The following is a 26707-nucleotide window of genomic DNA, read 5'->3' on the forward strand; positions in this document are numbered from 1 at the left end:
GCGGTTCTAGACCTGTCGCGCCTGGGCCCACGAGTCAGCCGGGGACGGAACGTCCATGTCGAACACGCGCGCGTGCAGCACCGTGCGGTTGCGCAACGCGGCCCGCACCGCGCGGTGCAACCCGTCTTCGAGGTAGATGATGCCCTTCCACCGCACCGCGTGCGGGAACAGGTCGCCGTAGAACGTTGAATCCTCGGAGAGCAGTCGGTCGAGCGCGAGCACCGTGGTGGTGGTGACCAACTCGTCGAGGCGGATCTGGCGCGGGGGGATCTGCGCCCATTGGCGGTGAGACAACCCGTGCTCGGGGTAGGGCCTACCCTCCCTGACTCCCTTGAAGATCATCGGGCCAGCGTCCTTCGAGTCGTCCCCCGAGTCCTCCCCGGACTGTGACAACAAGAAGCAAGGCTAATGCACCGCGATCGCGCCTGTTGCACGTGTCGAAGAGCCGCGCACGCGCTATCGGCGCTGTTGGTGCCCCTAAAATGGGTGACAACGCGATTCGAGGGGTAGGTGAGCAACATGGGTAGCGCCGACGACCGCCGGTTCGAGGTGCTGCGCGCGATCGTCGCCGACTTCGTGGCCACCAAGGAGCCGATCGGGTCGAAGACGCTCGTCGAGCGGCACAACCTCGGGGTGTCCAGTGCGACCGTGCGCAACGACATGGCGGTGCTGGAGGCCGAGGGCTACATCGCCCAGCCCCACACCAGCTCCGGGCGCGTGCCCACCGAGAAGGGCTACCGCGAGTTCGTCGACAGGATCGACGACATCAAACCGCTGTCGTCGTCGGAGCGCCGCGCGATCCTGTCGTTCCTCGAATCCGGCGTCGATCTCGACGATGTGTTGCGCCGCGCCGTGCGCCTGCTCGCGCAGCTGACGCGCCAGGTCGCGATCGTGCAGTACCCGACGCTGTCCACCTCCACGGTCCGCCACCTCGAAGTGGTCGCGCTCACCCCGGCCAAGCTGCTGCTGGTGGTGATCACCGACACCGGCCGGGTGGACCAGCGCATGGTCGAGCTGGGCGACACGCTCGATGAGCACGACGTGAGCAAGCTGCGTGACCTGCTCGGTCAGGCCCTGGAGGGCAAACCGCTGGCGGCCGCATCGGTGGCCGTCGCAGACCTGGCCTCCCAGCTGCACGGGCACGGCGGGCTCGCCGACGCGGTCGGCAGGTCGGCCACCGTGCTGGTCGAGACGCTCGTCGAGCACCGCGAGGAGCGGCTGCTGCTGGGCGGCACCGCCAACCTCACCCGCAACACCGCCGACTTCGGCGGCTCCCTGCGATCGGTGCTCGAGGCGCTCGAGGAGCAGGTGGTGGTGCTGCGGCTGCTGGCGGCGCAGCAGGAGGCGGGCAAGGTGACCGTGCGCATCGGCCACGAAACCGAGGCCGAGGAGATGGCCGGTACGTCGGTGGTGACGACCGCGTACGGCAGTTCGGGCAAGGTGTACGGCGGCATGGGTGTGTTAGGGCCCACCCGAATGGACTATCCGGGAACTATCGCTAATGTCGCTGCGGTTGCTCTCTATATCGGGGAAGTCTTAGGCAGCCGGTAGACCCGGCACAGGTGGAAGGTCAGGCAAGTCAGCGTGGCACGCGACTATTACGGGCTGCTCGGCGTGAGCAAGGGCGCATCGGATGCGGAGATCAAGCGCGCCTATCGCAGGTTGGCGCGCGAACTGCATCCCGACGTCAATCCGGACGAGGCCGCTCAGGCCCGGTTCAAGGACATCAGCGCCGCCTACGAGGTGCTCAGCGATCCGGAGAAGCGCCGCATTGTCGATCTCGGCGGCGATCCGCTGGAGTCGGCGGCGAACGGAGCCGGTTTCTCCGGTGGCTTCGGGGGCCTGGGCGACGTGTTCGAGGCGTTCTTCGGCGGCGGCGCGACCACCCGCGGGCCGATCGGCCGGGTGCGGCCCGGGTCGGATTCGTTGCTGCGGATGCGGTTGGACCTGTCGGAGTGTGCGACCGGCGTGACCAAGCAGGTCACTGTCGACACCGCGGTGCTGTGCGACCTGTGCCACGGCAAGGGCACACACGGCAACTCCGCGCCGATGGCCTGCGATACCTGCGGCGGTCGCGGCGAGATCCAGACGGTGCAGCGCTCCCTGCTGGGCCAGGTCATGACGTCGCGGCCCTGCCCGGTGTGCGGCGGGGTCGGCGAGGTCATCCCCGATCCCTGCCATCGTTGCGGCGGCGACGGCCGCGTGCGCGCCCGCCGGGAGATCAGCGTGAAGATCCCGGCAGGCGTCGGCGACGGCATGCGGGTGCGGTTGGCGGCACAGGGCGAGGTCGGACCGGGCGGGGGACCCGCCGGCGACCTGTACGTCGAGGTGCACGAGCAGCCGCACGCCACCTTCCTGCGCGACGGCGACGATCTGCACTGCACCGTCTCGGTGCCGATGGTCGACGCGGCGCTGGGCACCTCCGTCACTGTCGACGCGATCCTCGACGGGCCGACCGAGATCGCGATCCCCTCCGGCACACAGCCCGGCGCCATCGTCACGCTGCGCGGTCACGGCATGCCGCATCTGCGCTCCGGGGTACGCGGTGACCTGCACGCCCACATCGATGTCGTGGTGCCGTCGCGGCTGGACAACGAGGACGCCGAACTGCTGCGCAAGCTCAAGGCCAAGCGCGCCCGCGACGTCGCCGAGGTGCGCTCGGCACAGCCGACGGCCGCAAGCGGCGGCGGGCTGTTCAACCGGCTGCGTGAGACGTTCAGCGGCCGCTGACGTGGTCGTGATCCCGCTCGGATGACGACCCGGCCACAGATTTCGACCCGGACGCCTCGGTAACGCCGATGTCCGCGGCGCTGTTCTACGTCGACGCCCTGCCTGGGGTCGGTGAGCTCGCGGTCGTCGAGGGCGACGAGGGCTTCCACGCCGCCAATGTGCGCCGCATCCGGCCCGGTGAGCGCCTGCAGCTCAGCGACGGCGTCGGAGAGCTGGCGCACTGCGAGGTCGACGAGGTGGCGAAGGGCAGGCTGACGGCGCGGGTGCTGGACCGGCGCTTCGTGCCGCCCCCGTCACCGACCGTGACCGTCGTGCAGGCGCTGCCCAAGTCGGATCGCTCGGAGTTGGCGATCGAATTGGCCACCGAGGCGGGCGCGGACGCGTTCGTGGCCTGGCAGGCCGCCCGATGCGTGGCCCGGTGGGACTCGGGGGCCAAGGCCGAAAAAGGTCTGCGCCGCTGGAGTGCGGTGGCCCGCTCGGCGGCCCGACAGTCGCGGCGGGCCCGCATCCCCGAGGTCAGCGGCCCGGTCTCGACGACCCAGTTGGTCGACCGACTCGGAGACCGGGACGCCGTCGTGCTCGCGCTGCACGAATCGGCGACCCAGCGACTCGCCGATGTGCCGGTCACCGCGGCCGATGCGGTGGTCGTGGTCGTGGGACCGGAAGGCGGCATCGCCGACGACGAGCTGGCCGCGCTGTGTGATGCAGGTGCGACGGCCGTGCGGCTGGGGCCCACGGTGCTGCGGACCTCCACCGCCGCGGCGGTCGCGCTGGGGGCGCTGGGCGTGCTGACCGATCGGTGGTCGTGATGGGCGGGCGCCTTATCCATTGGGTCGTGTCGCTGACCAGCGGTAAACTGTGAACAGACATCAGCAACGGCCAGGCCAGAACCAGAAAGCAGGCACTGAACCCTCTTGACGCCCCGCGAGACGACCGCTGACTCTGATCAGTCTTCTGAGTCGGTACGCAGCAGCATCAACATTCCGCCCGACCTCGTCGTGGGCCTATTGGGTTCCGCCGACGAGAATCTGCGCGCGCTCGAGCGCATCCTGGCGGCCGACATCCATGTGCGCGGCAACGCGCTGACCCTGTCCGGTGAACCCGCCGACGTCGCGCTCGCCGAACGGGTGATCTCCGAGCTGATCGCGATCGTGTCCAACGGCCAGGCGCTGAACCCCGACGTCGTGCGGCACAGCGTCGGGATGCTCACCGGCACCGGCAACGAGTCGCCCGCCGAGGTGCTCACCCTCGACATCCTGTCGCGGCGCGGTAAGACCATCCGGCCCAAGACGCTGAACCAGAAGCGCTACGTCGACGCCATCGACGCGCACACCATCGTGTTCGGCATCGGTCCCGCGGGCACCGGCAAGACGTATCTGGCGATGGCCAAGGCCGTCAACGCTTTACAGTCCAAGCAGGTGTCGAGGATCATCCTCACCCGGCCGGCCGTCGAGGCCGGTGAGCGGCTCGGCTTCCTGCCCGGCACGCTGAGCGAGAAGATCGACCCGTATCTGCGCCCGCTCTACGACGCGCTGCACGACATGATGGACCCCGAGCTGATCCCGAAGTTGATGAGCGCCGGGGTGATCGAGGTCGCGCCGCTGGCGTACATGAGGGGCCGCACGATTAGCGATGCCTTCATCATCCTCGACGAGGCGCAGAACACCACCGCCGAGCAGATGAAGATGTTTTTGACCCGGCTGGGCTTCAACTCGAAAATCGTTGTGACGGGCGATATCACGCAGGTCGACCTGCCCGGCGGGGCCGCTTCGGGCCTGCACGCGGCGATGCGGATCCTCGACGGCATCGACGACATCCACTTCGCCGAGCTCACCAGCGCCGACGTCGTGCGGCACCGGCTGGTCTCGGAGATCGTCGACGCGTACGCGCGACACGACGAGCCCACGCAGCTGAACCGGGCCCAGCGCCGCGCCTCCGGCGGCCGAGCCCGACGGTAGCGGCCGATATGAGCATCGAGGTGTCCAACGAGTCGGGCATCGACGTCTCCGAAGAGGAACTGATCAGCGTCGCCCGCTTCGTCATCCGCAAGATGAAGGTCAACCCCGCGGCCGAACTGTCGATGGTGCTGCTCGACACCGCGGCGATGGCCGATCTGCACATGCGGTGGATGGATCTGCCGGGCCCCACCGACGTCATGAGCTTCCCGATGGACGAACTGGAGCCGGGCGGACGGCCCGATGCACCCGAGCCCGGCCCGGCCATGTTGGGTGACATCGCGCTGTGCCCGCAGTTCGCCGCAGATCAGGCCGCTGCGGCCGGGCATTCGCTGGGCCAGGAGCTCGCGTTGCTCACCGTGCACGGGGTTTTGCACCTGCTGGGCTACGACCACGCCGAGCCCGCCGAGGAAAAAGAGATGTTCACACTGCAGCGTCAACTGCTCGAGGAGTGGGTCGCCGACCAGGTCGAGGCCTACCACCACGACCGCCAGTCGGAGAAGGAACGCAGGCTTCTCGACAACTCCCGATACTTCGACGAACTGTGACCGGCGTCGGACAGTTGATCTTCGCGATCGTCCTCGTCTTCTTCGGCGGGTTGTTCGCGGCGATCGACGCGGCGCTGAGCACGGTCTCGATGGCGCGCGTCGAGGAACTCGTCCGCGACGAGCGACCGGGAGCGGTGCGGCTGGCCAGGGTGATGGCCGAACGGCCCCGCTACATCAACCTGATCGTCCTGCTGCGCATCGCCTGCGAGGTCGGGCCGACGGTGCTGTTGGCCGCCTATCTCGACGGGCATCTCGGCGTCACCTGGGGGTTGTTCGTCGCCGCCGCGATCATGGTGGTGGTCAGCTTCGTCGTGATCGGCGTCGGCCCGCGCACGCTCGGCAGACAACACGCCTACACGATCGCCTTGCTCGCGGCCCTTCCGCTGCAAGCGCTTTCGGTGCTGCTGACACCGATCAGCCGGTTGCTGGTGCTGCTCGGTAATGCGCTGACGCCGGGCCGAGGTTTCCGCAACGGTCCGTTCGCCTCCGAGATCGAACTGCGCGAGGTGGTCGACCTGGCGCAGCAGCGCGGTGTGGTGGCCGACGACGAGCGGCGCATGATCCAGTCGGTGTTCGAACTCGGTGACACCCCGGCACGCGAGGTGATGGTGCCGCGCACCGAGATGGTGTGGATCGAAAGCGACAAGACCGCAGGGCAGGCGACCTCGCTTGCGGTGCGCAGCGGCCACTCCAGGATCCCGGTGATCGGGGAGAACGTCGACGACATCGTCGGTGTCGTCTACCTCAAAGACCTCGTGCAGCGGACGTACTACTCAACCGACGGCGGTCGCGGCACCAAGGTCTCCGACGTCATGCGGCCCACGGTGTTCGTACCGGATTCCAAGCCGCTCGACGAGTTGCTGCGCGAGATGCAGCGCGACCGCGTCCACATGGTTCTGCTGGTTGACGAGTACGGCGCGATCGCCGGCCTGGTCACCATCGAGGACGTCCTCGAGGAGATCGTCGGCGAGATCGTCGACGAGTACGACGCCGGCGAAGTGGTGCCCGTAGAAGACTTGGGCGACAACCGTTATCGCGTCTCGGCCCGATTGCCGATCGAGGACCTCGGCGAGCTCTACGACATCGAGTTCGACGACGACCTCGATGTCGACACCGTCGGCGGTCTTGTCGCGCTGGAACTCGGCCGCGTCCCGCTTCCGGGCGCCGAGGTGACGTGGGACGGGCTGCGGCTGCAGGCCGAAGGCGGGCCGGACCCCCGCGGGCGGGTGCGCATCGGCACGGTTCTGGTCAGCCGCACCGAGACTCCGCAAAGAGAAGACCACGGCGGTGATGACGATGAGCGCTTGCGCGAAGAGCGGTGAGGCACGATGACCGACCTGGACAGTGAGGACGCCAAGCTCGTGACGCTGGCGCGCGGGGCGATGGCGCGGGCGGAGGCCGGCAGCGGCGCCGCTGTCCGCGACCGTGACGGCCGCACCTACGCGGCGGCTCCGGTGGCGCTGACGGCGTTGGAGCTGACCGCATTACAGGCCGCCGTGGCCGCAGCGGTGTCGAGCGGCGCGACCGGGCTGGAGGCCGCAGTGGTGCTCGGCGGCCCGGCCGACGACGCGGGCGTGGCCGCGGTGCACGAGCTGTCCGCAGACGCGACGGTGATCGTCACAGACCGATCCGGGCGCCCGGTGCGAAACCTATGAGCGACGAATTCCGTTCGGGCTTCGTCTGTTTCGTCGGCCGGCCCAACACCGGAAAGTCGACGCTGACCAACGCGCTGGTCGGGGCCAAGGTAGCGATCACGTCGAACCGCCCGCAGACCACCCGGCACACCATTCGCGGAATCGTGCACCGCGAGAACTTTCAGATCGTGCTCGTCGATACCCCGGGGCTGCATCGCCCGCGCACGCTGCTCGGGCAGCGGCTCAATGACCTGGTCAAGGACACCTACTCCGAGGTCGACGTCATCGGATGGTGCATCCCCGCCGACGAGAGGATCGGTCCCGGCGACCGCTGGATCCACGACCAGATCCGAGCGGTCGCACCCAAGACCACACTGGTCGCGATCGTCACCAAAATCGACAAGGTGCCCAAGGACCGCATCGCGGCGCAACTGGTGGCGGTCAGCGAGCTGGTCGGACCCGACGCGGAGATCGTTCCGGTGTCGGCGACCGCGGGGGACAACCTCGACGTGCTCGTCGACGTGCTCGCCTCCGACCTGCCGCCGGGACCGGCTTTCTACCCCGACGGCGAGCTCACCGACGAGCCGGAGGAGACCCTGATGGCCGAGCTGATCCGCGAGGCCGCGCTCGAAGGTGTCCGCGACGAACTACCGCACTCGCTGGCCGTCGTCATCGATGAGGTCACCCCGCGCGAGGGCCGCACACCCGAGCAGGGCGAGCTGATCGACGTCCACGCCATCCTGTTCGTCGAACGCGAGAGCCAGAAGGGCATCGTCATCGGCAAGGGCGGCGCCAGGCTGCGCGAGGTCGGCACCGCCGCGCGCCAGCAGATCGAAAAGCTGCTGGGCACCAAGGTCTACCTCGACCTGAGGGTCAAGATCGCCAAGAACTGGCAACGCGACCCGAAACAACTGGGCCGCCTGGGCTTCTAGCGCGTCAGCTCTGGGCGCCCGAGCCGGGCTCCCCGAACGGCCGTCCCGGGCCGTGTGCCGGTGGGGCGCCGTCGCCCTTGCCGTAGACCGCCACCACCACCGTGCGATCGAGCGCGTTGGCCGACCACACGCCGATGTCGACGTTCGAACAGTCGGCCATGATGGCTTTGTAGTCCGGCCGGTGATACCACTGGTTGAGCAACTCGATGCCGCTCATCGCCAGCGCGGGGTTGATGGCCACCGTCTCCGTCACCGGGCCCGCGTAGCCGGCGTTGCGCGCACGGTCGGCGACCGTGCTGCCGTCCGAGCCGATGTCGCCGCCCAGCGCGCGGTTGTTAAGCACGTCGTTGGTGTGCCATTCGGCGGCCAGGCGCAGCTTCGGGTTGATCTTGATGTCGGTGTCGCAGCCGGCCTGCTTCTGGATGGTGTAGACGTTGGCCACCACACCGTCGTTGAACCGCTTGTTGTCAGCGGCCGCGGTCGGAACCCCGGTCACCAAGCCGCCCACCAGCCCGAGAACCGGTAACGCGCACGCATAACCCAGCGCTCTCATGCCGGGAGACTCTACGCGACCTCGTCGGAGACGTCCTCGGGTTCGCGCCGGTCGGAGGCCGCTACCGGCTTGTCGGATGCCGCGGGTTCGGGGTCGGGGGCGGGTGCGGGAAACCACCATGGCTCGGGCTGGCGTACCGTCCAGCCGTTGATCGCCTCCAACTCCGCGGCCAGCGAGATCAGCAACGGCTCGCTGTTGGCCGGGCCCATCAGCTGAACGCCGATCGGCAGGCCTTCGGAGGTGAACCCGGCCGGCACGTTGATCGACGGCCAGCCCAGCAGATTCCACGGCCAGGTCACCGGGCACGCCTTGATCATCGTGCGGTCGGTGGCCAGCCCGCCGAGCTCGTCGAACTCGTGCACCTTGAGCGGCGGCTGCGCGGTTGTGGGGGCCAGCACCACATCGGCGATGTTGAAGATGTATCCGATGCGGCGATGCGCGCGGGCCTCGCGGGCGCGGGCCTTGCGCAGCACGTGCTCCGACAGCAACCGGCCGGTGCGCAGGTTGGCCTTGGTCCGCTTGTCGAGCGTGACGCCGTGGCCGAGCCGATCGGCCCACTCCAGCAGCCCCGACGTCGACCGGGACAGGAAGTTCCACGACATCTCGAGGCTGTAGTCCGGATCGGCGCCGAACACGCTGTGCCCGAGGTCTTCGAGCTGAGCGGCGACGACGGCCATCGCCGCCTGGATTTCCGGGTGCAGCTTGGCGCGGAACACCGTGAACGGGAACTTCGTCGACATCGCGACCCGCAGGGGACCGGGCGCCTGCGCCACGTAGTCCGAAACCTTGACCGCTGGGGGCTGATGGCGATCGCCTGCGACGTTGCCGGACGCGGCGTCGAGCACCAGCGCCGCATCGGCGACGGTGCGTGCCAGCACGCCGTTGACCGTGATCCCGTTGAAGGCCTCGGGCAGCGGCCATGTCGAGATTCGGCCGCGCTGCGGTTTGATGCCGACCAGATGTGTCCATGCGGCGGGGATGCGCACGCTGCCCGCCCCGTCGGAGCCGATCGCGGCGGTCACCAGCCCGGCTGCCACCGCGGCGGCGCTGCCGCCGGACGAACCGCCGGGTGTGTGATCGCGTGACCACGGATTGCGGGTGTGGCCGAAGGCGGGTCCACTGGTGAACGGCCACTGACCGAGTTCGCAGGTGTTGGTCTTGCCGACGATGACCGCCCCCGCCGCCTTCAACCGCCGCACCACCTCGGCGTCCCCGGTGGCGGGGCGGACGTTGCCGTCGGCGCCGAACCGGGTCGGATGGCCCGCGACGTCGACGTCGTCCTTGACCGCGATCGGGATGCCCAGCAGGGGATACTTCGAAAGATCCTGGCCTGCGGCGCGTTTGCGGTCCGCGCGGGCGGCGTCGATGAGGGCCTGCTCGGTGAACACCACGCGGAACGCGTTGAGCGTCGGTTGGCTGGCCGCGATGGCGTCGAGGGAGCGCTGAACCAGTTCCACCGACGTCATGGAGCCGCTCGCTAGCTGGAAGAGCTGTTGAGTGAGGGTGGGGAATCGCGCGTTTTTGACCATCGAGTAGAAGCTTATCGGCGGTGCGGATCGGAATCTGACGGACCGCAGTGGGAGACTGAACCGATGCGGCTGTATCGAGACCGGGCGGTGGTGCTGCGCCAGCACAAGCTCGGCGAGGCCGACCGCATCGTGACTCTTCTCACCCGCGATCACGGGTTGGTGCGGGCGGTGGCCAAGGGGGTTCGGCGCACCCGCAGCAAATTCGGTGCCAGGCTGGAGCCGTTCGCGCACATCGACGTTCAGCTGCACCCGGGCCGCAACCTCGACATCGTCACCCAGGTGCAGGCCATCGACGCGTTCGCTTCCGACATCGTCAGCGACTACGGCCGTTACACCTGCGCCTGCGCGGTGCTGGAGACCGCGGAGCGCCTGGCCGGTGAGGAACGCGCGCCGATGCCCGCGCTGCACCGGCTGACGGTGGCCGCGTTGCGGGCGGTGGCCGACGGCGGCCGGCCCCGTGAGCTCGTGTTGGACGCGTACCTGTTGCGCGCCATGGGGATCGCGGGCTGGGCACCGGCGTTGACCGAATGCGCCCGCTGCGCTGCCCCGGGCCCCCACCGGGCGTTCCACGTGGCGGCCGGGGGCAGCGTGTGCGTGCACTGCCGACCCTCCGGATCGGCGACGCCGCCTCAGGCCGTGCTGGACCTAATGGCCGCGCTGCACGACGGGGACTGGGAGTACGCCGAGACGTCGACGGCGTCGCACCGCAGCCAGGCCAGCGGGCTGGTGGCCGCGCATTTGCAGTGGCATCTGGAGCGCCAATTGCGAACGTTGCCGCTGGTGGAACGGGTGTACCGGGTGGATAGGAGTGTCGGCGACCAGCACGCGTCGGTGGTCGGGCAGGATGTGCCACATGGCGAGCGAACGGGATGGGCGGAGGAAGAAGGCTCCGCCGACCTACCCACAGCTGCCTCCGGCGCCTGACGACTATCCCACGTTCCCGGACAAGTCGACGTGGCCCGTCGTCTTTCCTGACATTCCTGCAGGAACCAACGGCCGGTTCGCGCGCCCGCCCCAGCACACGTCGAAGGAGGCAGCGCCGCGCATTCCTGCCGATCAGGTGCCCAAGCACGTCGCCGTCGTCATGGATGGCAACGGGCGCTGGGCCACCCAGCGTGGCCTGCACCGCACCGAGGGGCACAAGATGGGTGAGGCCGTCCTCATCGACATCACCTGCGGGGCAATCGAAATCGGCATCAAACACCTGACGGTGTATGCGTTCTCCACCGAGAATTGGAAACGCAGCACCGAAGAGGTGCGCTTCCTGATGGGCTTCAACCGGGAAGTGGTGCGTCGCCGCCGGGAGAACCTCAACGACATGGGCGTGCGGATGCGCTGGGTCGGCTCGCGGCCCCGCATGTGGCGCAGCGTGATCAAGGAGTTCGACATCGCCGAGCAGATGACCGTCGGCAACGACGTCATCACGATCAACTACTGCGTCAACTACGGCGGACGGACCGAGATCGTCGAGGCGACGCGCGAGCTCGCGCGGTTGGCCGCCGACGGCAGGATCAAGCCGGACCGCATCAGCGAGGCGACGTTCGCCAAGCACCTGCACCGCTCCGACATCCCCGACGTGGACCTGTTCATCCGGACCTCGGGGGAGCAGCGCGCCAGCAACTTCCTGCTCTGGCAGGCCGCCTACGCCGAGTTCGTGTTCCAGGACAAGTTGTGGCCGGACTACGACCGCCGCGACCTGTGGGCCGCCTGCGAGGAGTACGTCAACCGCAACCGTCGCTTCGGCAGAGCCTGATGATGTACCTGAGCGGGAGAGCGTGATGGCAATGCAGGAGCGGCTCGGCGAGATCCTCGAGGGCGTGGTGCCCGTGACGCGAGAGGACGACGGGGCGGTCACCGTCCACCACGACGAGACCTTCGCCTCGCTGCGCACGGTGGCGGTCGCCGAAGGCCTGGAATTGGTGTCGCTGACCCAGATCCTGGCCTGGGATCTGCCGCTGGATGCCAAGCTGCGCGCCGCGGTCGCCGAACACGCCCACAACACGCTGCTCGGCACGGTGTCGCTGGCCTCCAAGAGCGCGCCGAAAGAGATTGCCGCGGGCGCCAAGCGCAACTCCAAGAAGGCTGCGGATGTGCTGCTGCGCTACAACTTTCCGGCCGCCGGGTTGACCGATGACGCGCTGCGCACGCTGATTCTCATGGTGCTCGCGACCGGCGCCGAGGTGCGCCGGGCGCTAGTCGGCTGAACCGTTCGTCGTCGTGCACTGCCCGCACACGCCGAAGATTTCGATCGTGTGGCTGATGTCGGAGAAGCCGTGCTGTCGGGCGATGTCGGCGGTCCAGGTCTCGACGTCGCCGCCCTGGATCTCCACCGTCGAACCGCACGCGCGACAGACCAGGTGGTGATGGTGGTCCTCCGAACAGCGGCGGTACACCGACTCGCCGGTGTCGGTGCGCAGCGTGTCGACGACGCCTGCGGCCGCCATCTGTTGCAGGGTGCGGTACACGGTAGTCAGCCCGATGCCTTCGCCGCGGCGGCGCAGCTCGTCGTGCAGTTCCTGTGCCGAACGGAATTCGTCGACGTTCTCGAGCAGGTCCGCGATGGCTGCGCGTTGCCTCGTGGCGCGCACTCCCATGCTCATCGGCATGTGATCACTCGTGCGCCTCGCCCGCGTGCGTGACCGCCGCGACGACGATGTCGGCGAGGTGATGATCGACGAGGCGGTACATCACCTCGCGCCCGGACCGTTCACCGGCGACGACACCCGCGGCCTTCAGGATGCGCAGGTGCTGGCTGACCAACGGCTGGGGCACCGCCAGCGCATCGACGAGCTCGTGCACGCAGCGCGCCGACTCCCGCAATTGCAGCACGATCGCGATCCGCACCGGGGCGGCCAACGCGCGCAACAGGTCGCCGGAGGTGTCGAGCACGTCACGCGGTGGCAGGTCGGGATACGGTGCGCCGCCGTGGTCGTGGGCGTCCCCCGTGGCGACGCTTCCGTCCGCCAAAGTGGAAACGATTTTCATTACGGCCAACAATACATGCGCTTCTATGCATGTCAACGCTGGGATACGGCTGCCCAATGGCCGCGAGCGACCGTGTCTGTCCGCGAAATCGCGGCGTGTCGCCGTGCAAATGCGGTCGCTCGGCGGTGGTGAGCGGGTCGCTAGGCTATGCAGTCGTGGCTCACTCTTCCTCGATCATCGACACCGTTGCGAACCTGGCCAAACGGCGCGGGCTGGTTTACCAGGCGGGGGAGATCTATGGCGGCACCAAGTCGGCGTGGGACTACGGCCCGCTCGGCGTGGAACTCAAGGAGAACATCAAGCGCCAGTGGTGGCGGTCGGTGGTCACCAGCCGCGACGATGTCGTGGGCCTGGACTCGTCGATCATTTTGCCCCGCGAGGTGTGGGTGGCGTCCGGGCACGTCGACGTGTTCAACGATCCGTTGGTCGAGTGCCTCAACTGTCACAAGCGGCATCGGCAGGACCACCTGCAGGAGGCGTACGCGGAGAAGAAGGGGATCAGCGACCCCGAATCCGTGGCGATGACCGAGATCGCATGCCCGGACTGTGGGACCAAGGGTCAGTGGACCGAACCGCGGGATTTCAACATGATGCTCAAGACCTACCTCGGTCCGATCGAGAGCGAAGAGGGCCTGCACTATCTGCGGCCGGAGACCGCGCAGGGCATCTTCGTCAACTTCGCCAATGTGGTGACCACGCAACGCAAGAAGCCGCCGTTCGGTATCGCCCAGACGGGTAAGAGTTTCCGCAACGAGATCACGCCGGGCAACTTCATCTTCCGGACCCGCGAGTTCGAGCAGATGGAGATGGAGTTCTTCGTCGAGCCGTCGACCGCACGCGAGTGGCACCAGTACTGGATCGACGAGCGGTTGCAGTGGTACGTCGAACTGGGCATCGACCGCGACAATCTCCGGCTCTACGAGCATCCGAAGGAGAAGCTGTCGCACTACTCCGACCGCACCGTCGACATCGAGTACAAGTTCGGATTCCAGGGCAACCCGTGGGGCGAGCTGGAGGGTGTCGCGAACCGTACCGACTTCGACTTGTCAACGCACACAAAGCATTCCGGTGCGGACCTGTCCTATTACGACCAGGCCAACGACACCCGCTACGTCCCCTATGTGATCGAGCCGGCGGCCGGCCTGACGCGGTCGTTCATGGCGTTCCTCGTCGACGCCTACGCAGAGGATGAGGCGCCCAACGCCAAGGGCGGCGTCGACAAGCGCACAGTTTTGCGGCTGGATCCGCGGCTCGCTCCGGTCAAAGCCGCGGTGCTGCCGCTGTCGCGCAACGAGGCCCTCTCGCCGAAGGCGCGCGACCTCGCCGCCGAACTGCGTAAGTGCTGGAACGTCGAGTTCGACGACGCGGGCGCGATCGGGCGGCGCTACCGTCGCCAGGACGAGATCGGCACCCCGTTCTGCGTGACGGTCGACTTCGACACACTCGAGGATCAAGCCGTCACCGTCCGCGAGCGCGACGCGATGACGCAGGACCGGGTGTCGCTCGACAACGTCAGCGACTACCTCGCCGCTCGTCTCAAAGGCTGCTGACTAGCGGCGCGCGCGTGCGTGTCACTCCCTTGCCGCGAGCGTGCGTGTTTGCCCACGCCACGCCGCGAAAATTGAGCACTGCACGCACTCTCACTCGTCGCTGAGCGTGCGTGTCTGTCGACAACACACCGTTGTAAGGCAACAGTTTTCGCACCGTCGCGCTGCGTCGAGCGTGCGCGAGCTGCGCAAAAGCAGCGGCGTGTCCTGAGCAAACACGCGCGCTCGCGGTGCAAAGGAAAGGTGCAAAGGAAAGGTGCAAAGGAAAGGTGCAAACGGCTAGAAGCGGCCGCCGCCGCCGAACATTCCGCCACCGCCACCGGACCCGCCGAACGAACCGGGGCTGAACCCGCCGCCGCCGAAGCCACCGAAGCCGCCGCGCATTCCTCCGCTGAGGATGTTTCCGATGAGGATGCCGCCGATGATCGCGCCCATGTTGCCCCCACCGCCGCGGCCGCCGCCGCCGAACGGACCCATGTACGAACTGTGCGCGTTCTGAACGTCGGCGTTGGCCAGGTTCTGCGCCTGTGACGCGAGCATCGCCGCACCGTTGGCGTGCTTGATGGCCTCGGCCGGATCGGTGGCCCGCCGCTCTTCGGCGGCGCCGATCTGACGGACGGCCTCGGCCAAACGGGTCCGGGCCTCGGGACCGACGATGCCGCGACGGGTGTCGATGAAGTCCGACACCGACCGGACCCGCGACCGCGCCGTGAACAGCGCCTCGTCCAAGGCTCGGTTGAGGCGGTCAGCGGCCTCCCGCTCCTGCTCGACGGCGGCCAGCAGCCGATCGAGATCCGCGTCGGCCTTCGTCAGTTCGGTGAAAGTGCCCAGCGGGTCAGCGGCTTTGGAGCGCTGCGCGGCGGCGACGGCAGCCGCTGCCGCGTCACGCGCCTCGGCCAACTGCGCGGCCTGCGGCACGTTGCCCTGCTGCAGCAACGCGCCGGCCTGCTTGATGCCGTTCTGGATGTCCTCGATCGCCGCGGGCAACGTGGCAGCGGCGCGACGGATGTCACTGGCGGCGCTGTCCACCGCGTCGAGCAGACCGCGCGCCTGCACCAACGCCGACTCCGCCGCTCGCACACATTCGACGAGCTCACTCTGCTGGCCCGGCACCGGGCGGGCGGCAAGGTCGCGCCCACGGCTGATGCTCGCATCAGCGAAGTCGAGCAGTTCTTTGGCCGCGTCGACGTTGCCGGCAACTGAACTCAATGCCGTCGCGTCGAATTCGCCGTACAGTTCGGCCACTTTCCGGCGGGACGGCTCGAGCCGGGCAGTGATGTCGACCACCCGCTGCGTCATCGAGTCCAGTTTCGACGGGGCGTTGATCACCAGGTTCCGCAGCTCGGTGAACGCGTCGCGCTGCGCGTCGAGCTCACGGTCGGCCTTGGCCGCCGCGACCACCACCCGGGTCAAGAGGTCGCGCCGCTGCGCCGGGGTTTCGGGGATGGCGTCGTCGAGGATCTGCCGGACGTTAAATGCCTGGGCGAGTGTCGTTCTCGCGTTGTTGACCGCCCGCGTGAACGGCTCGGTCCGTGAGGTGCCGAACTCCTCGACCGCCAACTCCAATTCGTGGTCGCTGGTCCGCACCGCATTGTCGACCTCGACCACCATCGCTCGCGACAAGTCGTCGAGCGCGTCCAGCGACACCGCCGCCAGCGCCTGCGGGTCGCTCGGGTCGACTCTGCGCGCAGCGGCGAATTCGGCCTCCCGGCGCTTGCGCTGCCGTCGTCGGCGCCAGATCATCAGCACCACCACCGCGAGCGCGATCACTCCGAGGGCGATGAGCAACCCGACCCAGCTCAGCGTCGAACCCGAGCTGCCCGACCGGGCGAGCCCGTCGGCCGCCGCGACCGCCGCACCTGCCCAATCGCTGTTGCGTAGTGCAGGCTCTATGCCGTTGCGCCGCACGCTTTCCACCCGGCTCGAGCTCAACTCCGTTGCGCTGTCGGGCACCAGGAAGGCGTACGAACGGTCAACCGTGGCGACCGCCAACAGCGCGTCGTAGGTGCCCAGGTCGCTCGTACGCATGGTGTTGCGCGCCCACGTCTCGGCCGGTTGACCGGAGAAGGTATCGACGTAGACGACCCACAACCGGGTCCTGCGGCTGTTGTAGAGCGAATCGACCGCCGAGGTCACCTCCGCCCGAGCGGCGCCGTCGAGGACGCCCGCGTTGTCGGTGACGTAGCCCGGCAGCCGAAACGGCGGCTCGGCAGCCGCCGTCGGCGCGATGAGTGCACCGGCGGTGAGCATGGCGAGCACGAGGGTCAGCAAGCGGACGAGGCGCATGACCGCCAATCTAGTGCGCAACACGGTCAAGCCGGTTGGTGCTGGCAGACTATCCGTCGGTGACAGGCAACGGAGATCCCTACGACGAGTTCGACCGCCAGCGATGGGTGGACGAGCCGCCGAAGAGCGCTGCGCTGCCCGGTACCGACACCGAGCACCGCACCGATTTCGCGCGCGACCGGGCGCGGGTGCTGCACTGTGCGGCGCTTCGCCGGCTGGCCGACAAGACGCAGGTGGTCGGCCCCCGCCAGGGCGAAACGCCGCGCACCCGGCTGACCCATTCGCTGGAGGTCGCCCAAATCGGCCGCGGTATGGCGATCGGCCTGGGCTGCGACCCCGACCTCGTCGACCTCGCAGGCCTGGCTCACGACATCGGTCACCCGCCCTACGGCCACAACGGCGAGCGCGCCCTGAACGAGATCGCCGCCGACTGCGGCGGCTTCGAGGGCAACGCCCAGAATTTCCGAATCCTGACCCGCCTCGAACCGAAAACCCTTGACACAGAAGGTGGTAGCGCGGGGCTGAACCTCACTCGGGCCGCGCTGGACGCCGTCACCAAGTACCCGTGGCGGCGCGGGTCACGGCAGGCCAAATTCGGTTTCTACTCCGACGACGTACCCGTGGCCGATTGGGTGCGCACGAACGCGCCCGACGAGAAACCCTGCCTGGAGGCGCAGGTCATGGACTGGGCCGACGACGTCGCCTACTCGGTTCACGATGTCGAGGACGGCGTGGTTTCCGGCCGCATCGACATGCGGGTGCTGGCCGACAAGGACGCGGCGGCCGTGCTGGGTCGGTTGGGGGAGTCGAGCGGGATGGGTGCCGGGCTGCGGTCCGACGACCTGGTGGCCGCCGCGGCGCGGCTGTCGAGCCTGCCGGTCGTGGCCGCTGTGGGTAAGTACGACGGCACACTGGCCGCATCCGTCGCGCTCAAGAAGTTGACCAGCGAACTCGTCGGCCGGTTCGCCTCGGCGGCCATCGCGGCGACCCGCGAGGAATCCGGCCGGGGCCCCTTGGTTCGTTATCAGGCCGACCTGCGGGTCCCCGATCTGGTGCGGGCCGAGGTGGCGGTGCTCAAGATCCTGGCGCTGCAGTTCATCATGTCGGACCCTCGGCATCTGGACCTGCAGGCACGACAGCGCGAACGCGTCCACCGGGTGGTGGCTTGGGTCGCCGCGGGCGCACCGGCGACGCTCGACCCGATCTTCGTGCCGGCGTTCAACGCCGCCGGTGGCGACGGCGCCCGACTGCGGGTGGTCATCGACCAGGTCGCATCCTTCACCGAGGGCCGCCTCGAGCGGTTGGAACCCGCCTAGGCGCTCGCCAGGGGCGCTCTAGACTGGCCCGGTGGCCGGCCGCATTCCTGATCGCGACATCGCGGCCATCCGCGACCAGGTCCGCATCGAGGAGGTCGTGGGCGACTACGTGCAGTTGCGGCGCGCGGGCGCGGACTCCCTGAAGGGGCTGTGCCCATTCCACGACGAGAAGTCGCCGTCGTTCCACGTGCGGCCCAATCATGGCCACTTCCACTGTTTCGGCTGCGGCGAGGGTGGCGACGTCTACGCCTTCGTCCAGAAGATCGAGCACGTCAACTTCGTCGAGTCGGTCGAACTGCTCGCCGACCGCGTGGGCTACACGATCACCTACACCGGCGCCTCGACCACCAACGTGCAGCGCGACCGCGGCAGCCGCAGCAGGCTGCTTGCCGCTAACGCGGCAGCCCAGGAGTTCTACGCGACGACGCTGGAGTCCGACGAGGCCGCACCGGCGCGACAATATCTGATCGAGCGCAACTTCGACGGCCAGGCCGCCAAGCGGTTCGGCTGTGGCTTCGCGCCGTCGGGCTGGGACACGTTGACAAAGCACCTGCTGCGCAAGGGTTTTGAGTTCAAAGAGCTCGAGGCGGCCGGCCTGTCCCGGGAAGGCAAACGCGGCCCGATGGACCGCTTCCACCGCCGGCTGCTGTGGCCGATCAGGGCCAGTGGCGGCGAGGTGATCGGCTTCGGCGCCCGCCGGATCTTCGACGACGACCCGATGGAAGCCAAGTACGTCAACACCCCTGAGACCGTTCTGTACAAGAAATCGTCGGTGCTGTTCGGGTTGGACCTGGCCAAGCGCGACATCGCCAAGGGGCATCAGGCGGTCGTTGTCGAGGGCTACACCGATGTGATGGCGATGCACCTGGCCGGGGTGACCACCGCGGTCGCGTCCTGCGGAACCGCGTTCGGTGATGAGCATTTGTCGATGCTGCGCCGACTCATGATGGACGACAACTTCTTTCGCGGCGAGTTGATCTACGTTTTCGACGGCGATGCCGCGGGCCGCGCGGCGGCGATCAAGGCGTTCGAGGGTGAGCAGAACCTGGCCGGGCAGTCGTTCGTGGCGGTGGCTTCAGAAGACAAGTTGGCTGGGATGGATCCGTGCGACATCCGCCTTCATTTCGGCGACGGCGCGCTACGCGACCTGGTAGCCCGTCGAACACCGTTGTTCGAGTTCGCAATTCGCACCGCGCTGGCCGAACACGACCTCGACAGCGCCGAGGGACGGGTCTCCGCGCTGCGCAGGTGCGTGCCGATGGTGGCCCGCATCAAGGAACCGATGCTGCGCGACGAGTACGCGCGGCGGCTGACGGGCTGGGTGGGCTGGGCCGACGAGGCGCAGGTACTGGCCCGGGTGCGCGAGGAAGCGCAGAAGCGGGGGATGCCCGAACGCGGCGCTCGCAGGCGCGCCGCGAGCGAGCAGGCGCAGCCACGCAGGTCGCGTACCCCTGACCCGGGCTCGCGACCCGACCCGGCGGATCCGACGCTGTGGCCGCAGCGCGAGGCGCTAAAGGCCGCGCTGCAGTATCCGGCGCTGGCGGGGCCGGTGTTCGATTCGCTGACGGTCGAAAGTTTCACGCACCCGGGTTACGCCGCGGTCCGCTCGGCCATCGACGCGGCCGGTGGCACGTCCACCGGCCAGTCCGGCGCGGAGTGGATCGAGACAATTCGAACGCACACCGCGACACCCGCCGCGGCAAGCCTGGTCAACGAACTCGGGGTGGAAGCCATCAACGTCGACGACGACGAGCGGTTACCTCGCTACATCGGTGGAGTGTTGGCCCGGTTGCAGGAAGTCTGGGTTGGTCGCCAGATCGCCGAAGTCAAGTCCAAGCTTCAGCGCATGTCACCGGTCGAGCAGGGTGACGAGTACCACGCATTGTTCGGGGACTTGGTCGCGATGGAGGCGTATCGGCGCAGCCTGCTCGAGCAGGCCAGCGGAGACGACATCTCTGCGTAGCCCCCGGTAACGCGATATGGTGGGCGCGCTATACAACCGTGGGAACGGTCAGGAAGGCGTGCACGTGACATCGACCAACAACCGGACGCGACGGTTCGTCGCCGCAGGCGCGATTGCGATGGCCGCTGTCGCTGCGCCGCTCGCAGCCTCCGCACTATCTGAATCCAATGCGGATCCGCAGCCGCTCAGCCAGTGCCTGGCGTGGTTCGGGAACAAGGAGGATGGTCGCTGCCTGAGCGTCTCCAACGGCAACGGCATCAACGTCGGCACTCCCGACTTCGGGCTCAACCAGAGTCAGACCGGCGTCAACACGGGTCCGCTGGTCCCGGGCCAGACGATCACCGACCCGTACCGCTAACGGACCCTTCTCGCCTGCGCGGTCTCGGGGCCGATGATCTCGGTTCCGTTGTCGATCTCGGTCAACTTGATCATCGGTGGATCCGGTGACACCCGGTCGGCGATCTTGCGTCGCCCGGCGTCGAGCACGGCTTTCGCCGCGGGGCTCTCGGTGACCGCTTTGTAGGTGCCGGCGATCTGCTCATATCGGCGGCGGCCGGCCTTCGAGCCGAGTACATAGCCGACACCCAATACGACGAAATACCCGATCACAGGGTCCCTTCCAGACGACGGTGCGTTACGTTCCATCCTGCCTCACGTACCTGAGAGCGCGAGCGGTGGCGGCGTATTGGCGGCGCCGCCGACACGTAAGCTAGAGTCAACCCCCGTCCCGCACACAGCGCGATGGCGGGAGAGCAGTCCCCTGTAGCTCAATTGGCAGAGCATTCGGCTGTTAACCGAAGGGTTGCTGGTTCGAGTCCAGCCGGGGGAGCAACACCACCACTTTCGGCTTCGCAACCGTGTCGGGCCAACCCATCTCACCCCGCGCAGCGCATGATGGGCGGATGGCTGATGCAGGCATCTGGGTCGCGTGGGGTATTCCCACCCGCGGACGCGAAGTGCAAGCACTCGAACTTTTCCGGGAGTCCCTCGAGGGTTACGGCGCCCAGCTTCTGCGCGACGGGGCGATCGAGCGCTATGACGTCGCCGTGCTGCGCCCACAGAGCATGCAGCTCGGCGGGTTCGTGTTGATCCAAGGCTCGCAGGAGCAGATCGACACGCTGCGTCGAGACGAGGACTTTCAGCGGTTCGTGACTCAGGTCCAGCTGGTGGCCGACAGCGTCGGAATGGTCGACGCGTGGGTCAACGACGGCCTCGGTGACGCGTTCGATCTGTATGAGAAGGCGCTACGCAAGGGCGGCCTTCTGGCCCCATAGGCGATAGCTGCTCCATGAGCCCGTAACGCAAAACCCCTACACGGCGATGACTGCACTGACAGTTGTTGCGAATGGGACATCTGCCGATTTTGCTGTACACCCCCCGTAACTGCTATTACATTGCTTCGACGGGGCGGGGGATTCTTTTCGGAGGGCAAACATGGGCGCAGCAAGGTACGTCGGTCGTGTCGGGGGGCTGGCCGTCGCGATGGGAGTGGGTACCGCGATCGCCGTGGGACACGGCTACGCAGTGGCCGACACCACCGACTCGCAATCGGACAAGTCCTCTAAATCGGAGTCCGCGAGCAGCGCGACCGGCGTCAGCGGCGGCACGGGGACCGCGACCGGGTCCGCGACGTCAGGCAACGGTGCGACCGCCTCCACGACGGGGTCGACGTCCACGACGGGGTCGACTTCGACGTCGACCTCGACCTCGGCTGGAACCGACAAGGACGACAACGACGACGACGACGACAAAGACGACGGGGCGTCCGACTCGACGACGCGGACCCGCACGGTCACCGGCGGGGTGACGGTCAGCGCCCAGACCAATACGGGGTCGTCGCGCAAGACCGCCGACGTCGCCGACGAAGAGCAAAAAAAGGAGGAAGAAGGCTCGACTGCGACCGCGGAAGCACCGAAGGCCACGTCGACGCCGACCGCCGAGCCCACGGCAACACCGAGCCCCGAGCCGACGGCCACCCCGACGGCCGAACCCACCCCGACAGCCGAGCCCACAGCGACGCCGACCGCCGAGCCGTCCGCGACTCCCTCCGCCGAGCCGAAGCCGACCGCCGAGCCGGGTAAGGACTCCGATACCCGCGAGGCTGACCCGTCTTCACAACCGAAGCCCGACGGAACCTCGAACACTTCCACCCAACAAGCCCGCACCACGACCGACACGGCTGAAACGCAGTCGCTTTCCGACCCCGCCTCGACACTCCAGGAACCGACGAAGTACGTGGTGTTCGCCGACGCACGGTCTTTGGCGACGACGACGATGAACAACGCCTCGCCGTTGATGCTCGCTTACCAGCCGACGACCGTGACGCCGGCGGCTCCTGCGAACCTGTTCACCGCCGTGACGAATCTGGTCACCAACACGATCAACTGGATCCTCAACCCGCTGGCAGGCACGGTGCCGTCGTCACCGGCGCAGCCGCCGCTGATCTGGGGCCTGCTGGCGTTCGCGCGTCGGGAGTTCGAGAACTTCTTCGCGGCGCTGTCGGGACGGCCCTCCACCACGCCGACGGTGATGACCCCGACGTTGATGGTCGAAGACGCCCCGATGGCCAGGATGGCGCTGACGGCCGCCGAACCCTTCACTCCGCTGTACTCACCGTTCCCCAACCCGCAGGTGAGCCCGTCGACGCAGTTCGTCTCCTGGGTCACGGGTCCTTGGTCGTACCCCGGCAATCCGCTGATGGCCAACACCGTCGACCGGTTCTCGGTCGGTGGCACCGACCTCGGCATCATGTGGGACAACGGAATTGAGGACGACCCCACCACTCCGGAAAACGAACATCAGGTCCTGATCGCGTTCGGCGACACGTTCTTCGACGGCAACATGTCGCAGGACTGGCGGTCCAACACCATCATGCGGACCTCTGACTGGTACCTCGCCAACGGGATGGAGATCCCCGACGGGGAGTGGTACAACGGCAACATGTTCGGCGGCGCGCCGCTGGGCCCCGACGGATTCCCCACCCGAGCCAGGCAGGTCATCTTCCCCGAAGGTCTGCCCGCCGGGATAACCCTGATACCCACAGCGGGAATCTCGGTGCCCGTGGAAGGCTCCAAATACGGCGCGATCCAATACGTGAGTTTCATGTCGGTGACGCAGTGGGGCGCACCCGGTACCTGGACGACGAACTACTCGGCGATCGCCTGGTCCGACGACAACGGCGAAACCTTCCATGTCGCACCGGAAACCGTTCGCTACAACCAGCCGTGGACCGGCAACCAGAACTTCCAGCAGATGGCGTTCGTTCGGCCCGGCGACGGATATGTCTACGCATATGGCACCCCCAACGGCCGTCAGGGCGCGGCTTACCTGGCACGGGTGCCCGAGCAAGACATTCTGGACCTGAGCAAGTACGAGTACTGGAACGGCAGCAGTGCCTGGGGCGGAGCCCCGGCCGGTTGGGTGAAGAACAACCCAGCCGCGGCTACGGTCGTCTTCGGGGTCGAGCAGGGTGCTTGTGGTGCCGCCGCCGAAGGAAACCAGGTCAGCGAGATGTCTGTGCAGTACAACAAGCAGCTGAACAAGTACGTCGCCATGCACGGTGACCAGTTCAACAACATCGTGATGCGGACGTCCGACACCCCGCAGGGCACCTGGTCGAAACCGAAGGTGCTGATGAAGCAACAGCCGGGTGGGATCTATGCCCCGATGATGCATCCCTGGTCGCCGTCGACCCAGGGGACCGGTACGGATTTGTATTGGAACCTGTCGGAGTGGAACTCCTACAACGTGATGATGATGAAGACCGACCTGAGCAAGGTGTGACGTGTTGAGAGCGGGACTCGTCGGCTTGCTGGTCGCACTGATCAGTGCGCCGGTCGCATGCGCAGACCCCGGTCAACCGCCAGGCCCGCCGCCGCAGACCGGTCAGTGCACCGCCGATCTCGAGGGCGCCATGACGCAGTTGCCGGGCACAGACACCCTGTCGGTGTGCCGGGGCAGCGCGTGGCAGGACGTGACCGGTCCCCAGCCGCCCGCCGACCGCTGGGTGGGCCAGGCGTCTCCGCTGACACTGCACGGACAGGGCATGCGCAATCCGGACATGGCCGCAGGCAGATGGGTTGGCACACCGCGGGATTCGAGCACGGCCTGCCGGGCACAGCAGCAGGTCGTCGTCAGCCCCGGCGAGCTCAGCACGCCGACCGCCGTCGAAGGCAACCCGGGCCAACCATTGCAGTTCGACGTACCCCCGAGGATGTTCTTGATCGAACTGAGCGGCGACTGCGTGTGGACGCGGAGCTGAGCCCGGTCAGTGCCCGCAGTAGATGGGCATCCCGGTGAACAGGTCCCTACCGCAGATCGCACCGGGCGCCGGCGGGGGCGCCGGATGAAGGCGACCGCTCTCGTCGATGAGGTCGTTGCCCTGATACCGATACTGGTGGCAGACATTCCAATCCCAGTCAAGCGGGCGGTTCGATGCCGCCGACGGGGGAGTCTGACCGGGACACCAGCTGAACCAGTAGTAGTCGGCCCCGGCGGCGCTTGCCAAACCCAGCCCGGCGAGCGCCATGCCGCTGGAAACCGCTGCCGTGGCGGCGAATCGCGAAAAGGCCTTCATGATCGCATCCTTTGCCTCACGGCACCGCCGCGTCGGCGGTGCCTATGCGATCAAGTACACGGCCGTCCCGCTGCTACCGATCCCAAGAACCCCGCTACTTCGGCTCGATCGTGCCCGAGCTGATCGCATTCTGCTCGGTGTGCTCGTCGGCGTCGGGAATGCGCTCGGGATGCAGCATCTCCGCATAACGCAACTGTTCGGGTATGCCGAAGCCGTCGACGAGCAGTTCGGCGTAGGGGCGTAGCGTCCGGCAGCGTTCGTTGATGCCCCGGGTGACGGCCTTCGCGCGTTCGGTCGAGATGAACCTGTGCTCGATGAACCACGCCCGGTCCTTTTCGATCACCGACAGCGCGTACAGATCGCACACCATGTTCAGGATCTTGCGGGCCTCCTCGTCCTCGCAGGCATCGATGCCGGCGACGAACGCTTCGAGGATCACCCGGTCGATGTGGGCCTGGGCGCAGTGCAGCACATGGTCCTGCACTGCGTTGAACGCGTCGAACTCGCTCATCTCCTTCGACTTGCCCTGCAACCGGCGCGCCACCGTGGAGAGCATGTATTCCTCGCGGTCCTCGAACATCTGGACCTGGGTGCCGCGGTTGAACAGGCTGCCCTCCTCCTCGTTGTCCTGCCGAGTGTCGAGGATGGTCTGCATGATCGTCTCGGCCGCAGTGCGTTTGAGCACCCGTTCACCGGCGAAGTTCGCGGCGAAGCGCACCCATTCGACCGGGCTCATGCTCTTGACGTCGTCGGCGTAGGCGGTGAGCAGTTGCTTGGCCACCAATTGCGTCAGGACGTGGTTGTCGCCTTCGAACGTGGTGAACACGTCGGTGTCGGCCTTCAGCGCGATCAACCGGTTCTCGGCCATGTAACCCGCGCCGCCGCAGGCCTCGCGCGCCTCCTGGATCGCGCGGGTGGCGTGCCAGGTGTTGGCGGCCTTGAGCCCGGCTGCGCGGCCCTCGAGCTCACGCTGTTCTTCCGGGTCGGGATCTTCGGCGCTCTGCAGGTCATGGCACTTGGCGACGAGTTCGTTCTGCGCGAACTGCAGCGCATACGATTCGGCGATCAGCGGCAGCAGCCGCCGCTGGTGCACCAGGTAGTCCATGATGACTACTTCGTGGTCCTCGCCCGGTGCCTCGAACTGCCTGCGCAGCAACCCATATCGCGTCGCGATGTCGAGGGCGACGCGGGCTGCGGCCGCGGCGCTGCCGCCCACCGTGACCCGGCCCCGAACCAGGGTGCCGAGCATCGTGAAGAACCGGCGGCCGGGGCTCTCGATCGGTGAGGTGTAGGTACCGTCCGCTGCCACGTCGCCGTATTTGTTGAGCAGGTTCTCCCGCGGGACGCGGACCTTGTCGAACTGGATCCGGCCGTTGTCGACGCCGGGCAGTCCGCCCTTGTAGTGACAGTCCGACGTCGTCACCCCGGGCAGGTCGTTGCCATCCTCGTCGCGGATCGGCACCAGCACGCAGTGCACACCGTGCCCTTCGCCGTCGGGGGTGATCAGCTGGGCGAAAACAGCGGCGATGCGGGCGGTCTCGGCGGCCCCGCCGATGTAGTCCTTGCGCGCGGTCGGTGTTGGGGAGTCGATGACGAACTCCTCGGTGGCCGGATCGTAGGTGGCGGTGGTCTCCAACGCCTGCACATTGCTGCCGTGACCGGTCTCGGTCATCGCGTAGCAGCCCAGGAGCTCGCAGTCGATGATCGGCTTGACGTACTTCTCGTGGTGTCGCTCGGTGCCGAGGTTCTCGATGGCCCCGCCGAACAGCCCCCACTGCACACCGGCTTTCACCATCAGCGACAAATCGCTCATCGCCAGCATCTCGATCTGGGTGACGGCCGCACCGACGTCGCCGTTGCCGCCGTGCTCCTTCTTGAAGCCGTCCTCGGCGGCCCCCATGGCCGCCATGATCTTGAGCTGTTCCGCCACTTTCGTACGGGCGATGACGGTGTTGGGGGTGTAGTGCGGTCGGAAGACCTCGCTGGAGAGCTCCTCGCGCATCCGGTTCTTCACGTCGCGCCAACGTCCGTCGAGCGCATTGCGCAGATGTTCGGCAGTGGTGGTCATGACTCGACCGTAGCCGTCCGCGGGTTCGCGCAAACTGTGATGTGGTAAACCCAGGCAATCCTCACTGGACCAGGCGAAATCCGTG

27 protein-coding genes and 1 tRNA gene are annotated in these 26707 nt (G+C 67.5%); 19 read left to right on the forward strand and 9 right to left on the reverse strand.

Annotated elements, in window-relative coordinates; all coding sequences use genetic code 11:
- Positions 1-6: 6 nt before the first annotated feature.
- Positions 7-342 (reverse strand): type II toxin-antitoxin system VapB family antitoxin, encoded by a 336-nt coding sequence (locus A5790_RS05070; protein ID WP_066841694.1) that lies wholly within the window; start codon positions 340-342, stop codon positions 7-9.
- A gap of 177 nt (positions 343-519) precedes the next feature.
- On the opposite strand from A5790_RS05070, the gene hrcA reads away from it, so the two are divergent.
- The 8 genes from hrcA (at position 520) to era (ending at position 7799) form a co-directional block, all read left to right on the forward strand.
- On the forward strand, positions 520-1551 hold the full coding sequence (gene hrcA / locus A5790_RS05075; protein WP_064398940.1) for a heat-inducible transcriptional repressor HrcA: 1032 nt from the start codon (positions 520-522) through the stop codon (positions 1549-1551).
- Positions 1552-1584: 33 nt separating this feature from the next.
- Complete coding sequence (gene dnaJ / locus A5790_RS05080; RefSeq protein WP_066841695.1) at positions 1585-2730, forward strand: molecular chaperone DnaJ; 1146 nt, start codon at positions 1585-1587, stop codon at positions 2728-2730.
- Positions 2731-2798: 68 nt separating this feature from the next.
- On the forward strand, positions 2799-3539 hold the full coding sequence (locus A5790_RS05085) for a 16S rRNA (uracil(1498)-N(3))-methyltransferase (protein ID WP_066841696.1): 741 nt from the start codon (positions 2799-2801) through the stop codon (positions 3537-3539).
- 105 nt (positions 3540-3644) lie between these two features.
- The gene (locus A5790_RS05090; RefSeq protein WP_064419604.1) at positions 3645-4688 is read left to right on the forward strand and encodes a PhoH family protein; all 1044 of its coding nucleotides are present in this window, start codon (positions 3645-3647) and stop codon (positions 4686-4688) included.
- 8 nt (positions 4689-4696) lie between these two features.
- Positions 4697-5233 carry an rRNA maturation RNase YbeY gene (gene ybeY / locus A5790_RS05095; RefSeq protein ID WP_064398947.1) on the forward strand — a complete coding sequence of 179 codons (537 nt, stop codon included), beginning with the start codon at positions 4697-4699 and terminating at the stop codon, positions 5231-5233.
- Positions 5230-6555, forward strand: a complete 1326-nt coding sequence (locus A5790_RS05100) for a hemolysin family protein (RefSeq protein WP_066841697.1) — start codon at positions 5230-5232, stop codon at positions 6553-6555. Before ybeY ends, A5790_RS05100 begins: the two co-directional genes overlap by 4 nt.
- Before the next feature lie 6 nt (positions 6556-6561).
- Positions 6562-6888: a cytidine deaminase gene (locus A5790_RS05105; protein ID WP_066841698.1), complete on the forward strand. Its 327-nt coding sequence runs from the start codon at positions 6562-6564 to the stop codon at positions 6886-6888.
- Positions 6885-7799 carry a GTPase Era gene (gene era, locus A5790_RS05110; protein ID WP_066841699.1) on the forward strand — a complete coding sequence of 305 codons (915 nt, stop codon included), beginning with the start codon at positions 6885-6887 and terminating at the stop codon, positions 7797-7799. The genes A5790_RS05105 and era overlap by 4 nt, the downstream gene beginning before the upstream one ends.
- Positions 7800-7803: 4 nt before the next feature.
- Here era and A5790_RS05115 read toward each other — a convergent pair whose 3' ends face one another.
- Positions 7804-8352 (reverse strand): CAP domain-containing protein, encoded by a 549-nt coding sequence (locus tag A5790_RS05115; protein WP_064398955.1) that lies wholly within the window; start codon positions 8350-8352, stop codon positions 7804-7806.
- Positions 8353-8363: 11 nt separating this feature from the next.
- A complete protein-coding gene (locus A5790_RS05120; RefSeq protein ID WP_066841700.1) occupies positions 8364-9881 on the reverse strand; it encodes an amidase in 1518 nt (505 codons plus the stop codon).
- Positions 9882-9944: 63 nt separating this feature from the next.
- Here A5790_RS05120 and recO point away from each other — a divergent pair, with 63 nt between their 5' ends.
- Genes recO through A5790_RS05135 form a run of 3 tightly spaced genes read left to right on the forward strand, consistent with a single transcriptional unit; the run spans position 9945 to position 12085 of the window.
- Positions 9945-10805, forward strand: a complete 861-nt coding sequence (gene recO, locus A5790_RS05125) for a DNA repair protein RecO (RefSeq protein ID WP_064426169.1) — start codon at positions 9945-9947, stop codon at positions 10803-10805.
- Positions 10735-11634: a decaprenyl diphosphate synthase gene (locus tag A5790_RS05130; protein ID WP_066841701.1), complete on the forward strand. Its 900-nt coding sequence runs from the start codon at positions 10735-10737 to the stop codon at positions 11632-11634. Before recO ends, A5790_RS05130 begins: the two co-directional genes overlap by 71 nt.
- A gap of 25 nt (positions 11635-11659) precedes the next feature.
- Positions 11660-12085, forward strand: a complete 426-nt coding sequence (locus A5790_RS05135; RefSeq protein WP_066841702.1) for a hypothetical protein — start codon at positions 11660-11662, stop codon at positions 12083-12085.
- Here the strand turns inward: A5790_RS05135 and A5790_RS05140 are convergent.
- Together A5790_RS05140 and A5790_RS05145 are read right to left on the reverse strand one after the other, a co-directional pair.
- On the reverse strand, positions 12074-12481 hold the full coding sequence (locus tag A5790_RS05140; RefSeq protein WP_066841812.1) for a Fur family transcriptional regulator: 408 nt from the start codon (positions 12479-12481) through the stop codon (positions 12074-12076). The genes A5790_RS05135 and A5790_RS05140 overlap by 12 nt on opposite strands.
- A 10-nt stretch (positions 12482-12491) precedes the next feature.
- The gene (locus A5790_RS05145; protein ID WP_066841703.1) at positions 12492-12866 is read right to left on the reverse strand and encodes a metalloregulator ArsR/SmtB family transcription factor; all 375 of its coding nucleotides are present in this window, start codon (positions 12864-12866) and stop codon (positions 12492-12494) included.
- Between the two features lie 155 nt (positions 12867-13021).
- On the opposite strand from A5790_RS05145, the gene A5790_RS05150 reads away from it, so the two are divergent.
- Complete coding sequence (locus tag A5790_RS05150; protein ID WP_066841704.1) at positions 13022-14416, forward strand: glycine--tRNA ligase; 1395 nt, start codon at positions 13022-13024, stop codon at positions 14414-14416.
- A gap of 276 nt (positions 14417-14692) precedes the next feature.
- On the opposite strand, the gene A5790_RS05155 is transcribed toward A5790_RS05150, so the two are convergent.
- Entirely contained in the window at positions 14693-16699 is a 2007-nt protein-coding gene (locus A5790_RS05155; RefSeq protein ID WP_066841705.1) for a YgcG family protein, read from the reverse strand.
- Between the two features lie 59 nt (positions 16700-16758).
- Between A5790_RS05155 and A5790_RS05160 the strand changes: the two genes are divergently transcribed.
- The 3 genes from A5790_RS05160 to A5790_RS05170 all read left to right on the forward strand — a co-directional run bounded on the left by A5790_RS05160 (position 16759) and on the right by A5790_RS05170 (position 20336).
- Positions 16759-18015 carry a deoxyguanosinetriphosphate triphosphohydrolase gene (locus tag A5790_RS05160; RefSeq protein WP_066841813.1) on the forward strand — a complete coding sequence of 419 codons (1257 nt, stop codon included), beginning with the start codon at positions 16759-16761 and terminating at the stop codon, positions 18013-18015.
- Between the two features lie 31 nt (positions 18016-18046).
- Positions 18047-19978: a DNA primase gene (gene dnaG, locus A5790_RS05165; protein ID WP_066841706.1), complete on the forward strand. Its 1932-nt coding sequence runs from the start codon at positions 18047-18049 to the stop codon at positions 19976-19978.
- Positions 19979-20042: 64 nt separating this feature from the next.
- Complete coding sequence (locus tag A5790_RS05170) at positions 20043-20336, forward strand: hypothetical protein (protein ID WP_369829764.1); 294 nt, start codon at positions 20043-20045, stop codon at positions 20334-20336.
- Here the strand turns inward: A5790_RS05170 and A5790_RS05175 are convergent.
- Positions 20333-20587, reverse strand: a complete 255-nt coding sequence (locus tag A5790_RS05175; RefSeq protein ID WP_066841707.1) for a hypothetical protein — start codon at positions 20585-20587, stop codon at positions 20333-20335. The two genes, A5790_RS05170 and A5790_RS05175, sit on opposite strands and share 4 nt — an antisense overlap.
- A gap of 147 nt (positions 20588-20734) precedes the next feature.
- On the opposite strand from A5790_RS05175, the gene A5790_RS05180 reads away from it, so the two are divergent.
- The 4 genes from A5790_RS05180 to A5790_RS05195 all read left to right on the forward strand — a co-directional run bounded on the left by A5790_RS05180 (position 20735) and on the right by A5790_RS05195 (position 24239).
- A tRNA-Asn gene (locus A5790_RS05180) sits at positions 20735-20807 on the forward strand.
- Between the two features lie 73 nt (positions 20808-20880).
- The gene (locus A5790_RS05185; protein WP_066841708.1) at positions 20881-21252 is read left to right on the forward strand and encodes a hypothetical protein; all 372 of its coding nucleotides are present in this window, start codon (positions 20881-20883) and stop codon (positions 21250-21252) included.
- Positions 21253-21412: 160 nt separating this feature from the next.
- Positions 21413-23761 (forward strand): DUF4185 domain-containing protein, encoded by a 2349-nt coding sequence (locus A5790_RS05190; RefSeq protein ID WP_066841709.1) that lies wholly within the window; start codon positions 21413-21415, stop codon positions 23759-23761.
- A gap of 1 nt (position 23762) precedes the next feature.
- Positions 23763-24239, forward strand: a complete 477-nt coding sequence (locus tag A5790_RS05195) for a hypothetical protein (RefSeq protein WP_066841710.1) — start codon at positions 23763-23765, stop codon at positions 24237-24239.
- Positions 24240-24245: 6 nt separating this feature from the next.
- On the opposite strand, the gene A5790_RS05200 is transcribed toward A5790_RS05195, so the two are convergent.
- Positions 24246-24554: a hypothetical protein gene (locus A5790_RS05200; protein WP_066841711.1), complete on the reverse strand. Its 309-nt coding sequence runs from the start codon at positions 24552-24554 to the stop codon at positions 24246-24248.
- A 94-nt stretch (positions 24555-24648) separates the two neighbouring features.
- Positions 24649-26622 (reverse strand): acyl-CoA dehydrogenase, encoded by a 1974-nt coding sequence (locus tag A5790_RS05205; protein ID WP_066841712.1) that lies wholly within the window; start codon positions 26620-26622, stop codon positions 24649-24651.
- Positions 26623-26707 lie beyond the last annotated feature (85 nt).

It is taken from the genome of Mycobacterium sp. 852002-51152_SCH6134967 (assembly GCF_001667105.1).
Classification (GTDB): domain Bacteria; phylum Actinomycetota; class Actinomycetes; order Mycobacteriales; family Mycobacteriaceae; genus Mycobacterium; species Mycobacterium neumannii_A.

Bases quoted from the DNA above. Each gene is read 5' to 3' on its own strand.
- recO (WP_064426169.1), top strand. From the start codon at position 9,945: ATGCGGCTGTATCGAGACCGGGCGGTGGTGCTGCGCCAGCACAAGCTC.
- A5790_RS05115 (WP_064398955.1), bottom strand. From the start codon at position 8,352: ATGAGAGCGCTGGGTTATGCGTGCGCGTTACCGGTTCTCGGGCTGGTG.
- A5790_RS05200 (WP_066841711.1), bottom strand. From the start codon at position 24,554: ATGAAGGCCTTTTCGCGATTCGCCGCCACGGCAGCGGTTTCCAGCGGC.
- A5790_RS05145 (WP_066841703.1), bottom strand. From the start codon at position 12,866: ATGAAAATCGTTTCCACTTTGGCGGACGGAAGCGTCGCCACGGGGGAC.
- A5790_RS05120 (WP_066841700.1), bottom strand. From the start codon at position 9,881: ATGGTCAAAAACGCGCGATTCCCCACCCTCACTCAACAGCTCTTCCAG.
- A5790_RS05140 (WP_066841812.1), bottom strand. From the start codon at position 12,481: ATGAGCATGGGAGTGCGCGCCACGAGGCAACGCGCAGCCATCGCGGAC.
- A5790_RS05190 (WP_066841709.1), top strand. From the start codon at position 21,413: ATGGGCGCAGCAAGGTACGTCGGTCGTGTCGGGGGGCTGGCCGTCGCG.
- A5790_RS05130 (WP_066841701.1), top strand. From the start codon at position 10,735: ATGGCGAGCGAACGGGATGGGCGGAGGAAGAAGGCTCCGCCGACCTAC.
- A5790_RS05185 (WP_066841708.1), top strand. From the start codon at position 20,881: ATGGCTGATGCAGGCATCTGGGTCGCGTGGGGTATTCCCACCCGCGGA.
- hrcA (WP_064398940.1), top strand. From the start codon at position 520: ATGGGTAGCGCCGACGACCGCCGGTTCGAGGTGCTGCGCGCGATCGTC.
- A5790_RS05205 (WP_066841712.1), bottom strand. From the start codon at position 26,622: ATGACCACCACTGCCGAACATCTGCGCAATGCGCTCGACGGACGTTGG.
- A5790_RS05085 (WP_066841696.1), top strand. From the start codon at position 2,799: ATGTCCGCGGCGCTGTTCTACGTCGACGCCCTGCCTGGGGTCGGTGAG.
- A5790_RS05135 (WP_066841702.1), top strand. From the start codon at position 11,660: ATGGCAATGCAGGAGCGGCTCGGCGAGATCCTCGAGGGCGTGGTGCCC.
- A5790_RS05070 (WP_066841694.1), bottom strand. From the start codon at position 342: ATGATCTTCAAGGGAGTCAGGGAGGGTAGGCCCTACCCCGAGCACGGG.
- era (WP_066841699.1), top strand. From the start codon at position 6,885: ATGAGCGACGAATTCCGTTCGGGCTTCGTCTGTTTCGTCGGCCGGCCC.
- A5790_RS05105 (WP_066841698.1), top strand. From the start codon at position 6,562: ATGACCGACCTGGACAGTGAGGACGCCAAGCTCGTGACGCTGGCGCGC.
- ybeY (WP_064398947.1), top strand. From the start codon at position 4,697: ATGAGCATCGAGGTGTCCAACGAGTCGGGCATCGACGTCTCCGAAGAG.
- A5790_RS05155 (WP_066841705.1), bottom strand. From the start codon at position 16,699: ATGCGCCTCGTCCGCTTGCTGACCCTCGTGCTCGCCATGCTCACCGCC.